The organism is Pseudomonas sp. 05T35, from assembly GCF_056396605.1.
On record NZ_JBFTLU010000526.1, the window covers coordinates 1 to 2,804 of the forward strand.

At 60.7% G+C, this 2,804-nt stretch carries 3 protein-coding genes; 1 reads left to right on the forward strand and 2 read right to left on the reverse strand.

The features are described 5' to 3' along the window. Both AC1DH9_RS26560 and AC1DH9_RS26565 read right to left on the reverse strand, forming a co-directional pair. Positions 1-99: LysR family transcriptional regulator (locus AC1DH9_RS26560; protein ID WP_477809103.1), on the reverse strand; the 99-nt coding region annotated here is incomplete at its 3' end. 16 nt (positions 100-115) lie between these two features. Then, entirely contained in the window at positions 116-2,398 is a 2,283-nt protein-coding gene (locus AC1DH9_RS26565) for a heavy metal translocating P-type ATPase (protein ID WP_477809101.1), read from the reverse strand. A gap of 84 nt (positions 2,399-2,482) precedes the next feature. Here AC1DH9_RS26565 and cadR point away from each other — a divergent pair. Then, positions 2,483-2,804: Cd(II)/Pb(II)-responsive transcriptional regulator (cadR, locus tag AC1DH9_RS26570; protein ID WP_477809102.1), on the forward strand; the 322-nt coding region annotated here is incomplete at its 3' end.

Consider the following 2,804-nt stretch of genomic DNA (forward strand, 5'->3'; position numbering starts at 1 on the left):
CCGTGCCGTGGGTTGGCTCAAGCCGAGCTTTTTCGCCGCGAGGGTAATGCTGCCCAATCGCGCGACCATGTAAAAAGCCTTCAGCTCGGCACTCAGCACTTAACCCTCGCATTGATTATTTGCGCAACAGGCGCAGACCGTTGAACACCACCAGCAGGGCCACGCCCATGTCGGCAAACACCGCCATCCACATGGTGGCGAGACCCACGAAGGTTACCCCAAGAAAGATCGCCTTGATGATCAACGCCAGGGCGATGTTTTGCGTGAGGATATTCGAAGTCTGCCGCGACAGCCGGATAAATGCCGGAATTTTGCGCAAATCATCGTCCATCAGGGCGACATCCGCGGTTTCAATCGCGGTATCGGTACCGGCCGCAGCCATGGCAAAACCGATCTGCGCACGGGCCAGCGCCGGCGCATCGTTGATGCCGTCGCCGACCATCCCGACCCGATGCCCCTTAGCGTACAAGCCTTCGATAGCCTTGAGCTTGTCGGTCGGCAGCAGGTCGCCTCGCGCCTCATCAATACCCACCTGAGCGGCAATTGCCCGAGCGGTGTGCGGGTTGTCGCCGGTCAGCATCAAGGTCTTGATGCCCAGTTCATGCATCTGCCGGATAGCTTCGCGGCTGGAGGTCTTGACCGTATCGGCCACCGCGAACAGTGCCAACGGACCCGACCGGTCGAGCAACAGCACCACGGTCTTGCCCTGCTCTTCGAGGGCAAACAGTTTCTCTTCCAGCGCTGGCGAGCAAAGGCCCAGCTCTTCCACCAGGCGGTGATTGCCCAAGTGGTAAACCTGACCATCAATCTCACCGCGCACACCGCGACCGGTCAGCGCTTCGAAGTTATCCACAGCGAGCAACGTCAGCTGTTTATCCACAGCCGCGTTGGCGATGGCCAGCGATACCGGGTGATCGGAACGCCCGGCGAGGCTGGCGGCCAGAATCTGCGCAGTGTCTTCGACGGTCGGGTCCAGGGACAGATAATCGGTCTGTACCGGTTTGCCATGGGTGATTGTCCCGGTCTTGTCCAGCGCCAGGTAATCCAGTTCGTGACCACCCTCCAGGTACACGCCGCCCTTGATCAGGATACCTTTGCGCGCCGCCGCAGCCAGACCGCTGACGATGGTCACCGGAGTGGAAATCACCAGTGCGCAAGGGCACGCGACCACCAGCAGCACCAGGGCGCGATAAATCCAGTCGAACCAGACCGCGCCCATGAACAGCGGCGGAATAAGCGCCACGGCCAAGGCGAAGACGAACACCACCGGCGTGTAGATTTTCGAGAAGCGGTCGACGAACCGCTGGGTCGGCGCCCGTGCGCCCTGGGCGGCTTCGACGGCATGAATGATCCGCGCCAGGGTCGAGTTGTCGGCAGCGGCCGTCACTTTGAACTCCAGGGAACCTGCCTGGTTAATGGTCCCGGCGAAGACCTTGTCGCCAACGGTTTTCTCGACAGGCAGGCTTTCACCGGTAATCGGCGCCTGGTCTATGGTCGAGCTGCCGGACAGCACTTCGCCGTCCAGGCCAATCCGCTCGCCGGGACGAACCCGCACCCGCGCACCGAGATCGATACTTTTAGCTTCACGCTCGATCCAGCTTCCGTCTTCCTGCTGCACCGTGACCTTTTCCGGGGTCATCTGCATCAGCCCGCTGATTGCATTGCGCGCGCGGTCCAGGGATTTGGCTTCGATCAGCTCGGCGACGGTGAACAGGAACATCACCATCGCCGCTTCCGGCCACTGGCCGATCAACACTGCACCGGTCACCGCGATGCTCATCAGCGCGTTGATGTTCAAGTTGAGGTTCTTCAGGGCAATCCAGCCCTTTTTGTAAGTGCCCAAACCGCCGCTGAGGATCGAGATCAGCGCAACGATCGCCACTACCCAGGTCGGCGCGGCGCTGGTGAAGTGAATCACCTCGGCCGCCAAAGCACCGACACCTGATACTGCTAACGGCCACCAGGGCTTTTTCACTGGAGCCGGACGGCTGTCATTCGCCTTGGCGCCCTCCTCGATCGGCTCGGCCAGCATGCCGATGGACTTGATGGCGTCGATAATCGGCACGGTGCTCGGCAGGTCATGGGTGACGCCGAGTACGCGGTTGATCAGGTTGAACTCCAGTTGCTGCACACCCGCAAGCTTGCCGAGCTTGTTCTGGATCAGCGTCTGCTCGGTCGGGCAATCCATRGCGTCGATGCGAAACCGGCTCAGGCGCGCGCCGTCGGTCGGCGTTTCACTKAGCTTGATCAATGAAGGCGCTGCGGCGCTGGAACAGCAAGAGCCGCCGCCACTTGCGTGATCGTGTTTCTGAACCGGCTGAAGCTTTTGCCCGTGGCTGTGATCGTGATCGTGATCGTGATCAGCGTGGGGTTTGTKGGTGTGCTGGGAGTCGCTCATAAGTTCGCGTCCAAAAAGTGCCTGTTGCCAAGTAAAGACCCTGTAGCCACTATAGGGTCAAGCAACCTTTTGGAGACTGGCGCAATGAAGATCGGTGAACTGGCGAAACTGACCGACTGCCAGGTCGAAACCATCCGCTACTACGAGCGCGAAGGTCTGTTGCCGGAACCGGCCCGCAGTGAAGGCAATTACCGTTTGTACACTCAGGCCCACACCGAGCGCCTGACCTTCATCCGTAACTGCCGCACCCTCGACATGACCCTCGAAGAAATCCGCAGCCTGCTCAGCCTGCGCGACAGCCCGCAGGATCAATGCGAAAGCGTCAACGCGCTGATCGACGAGCACATCCACCACGTCAAGGCACGGATCGACGGCCTGCTGGCCTTGCAGGCACAACTGCTGGAAC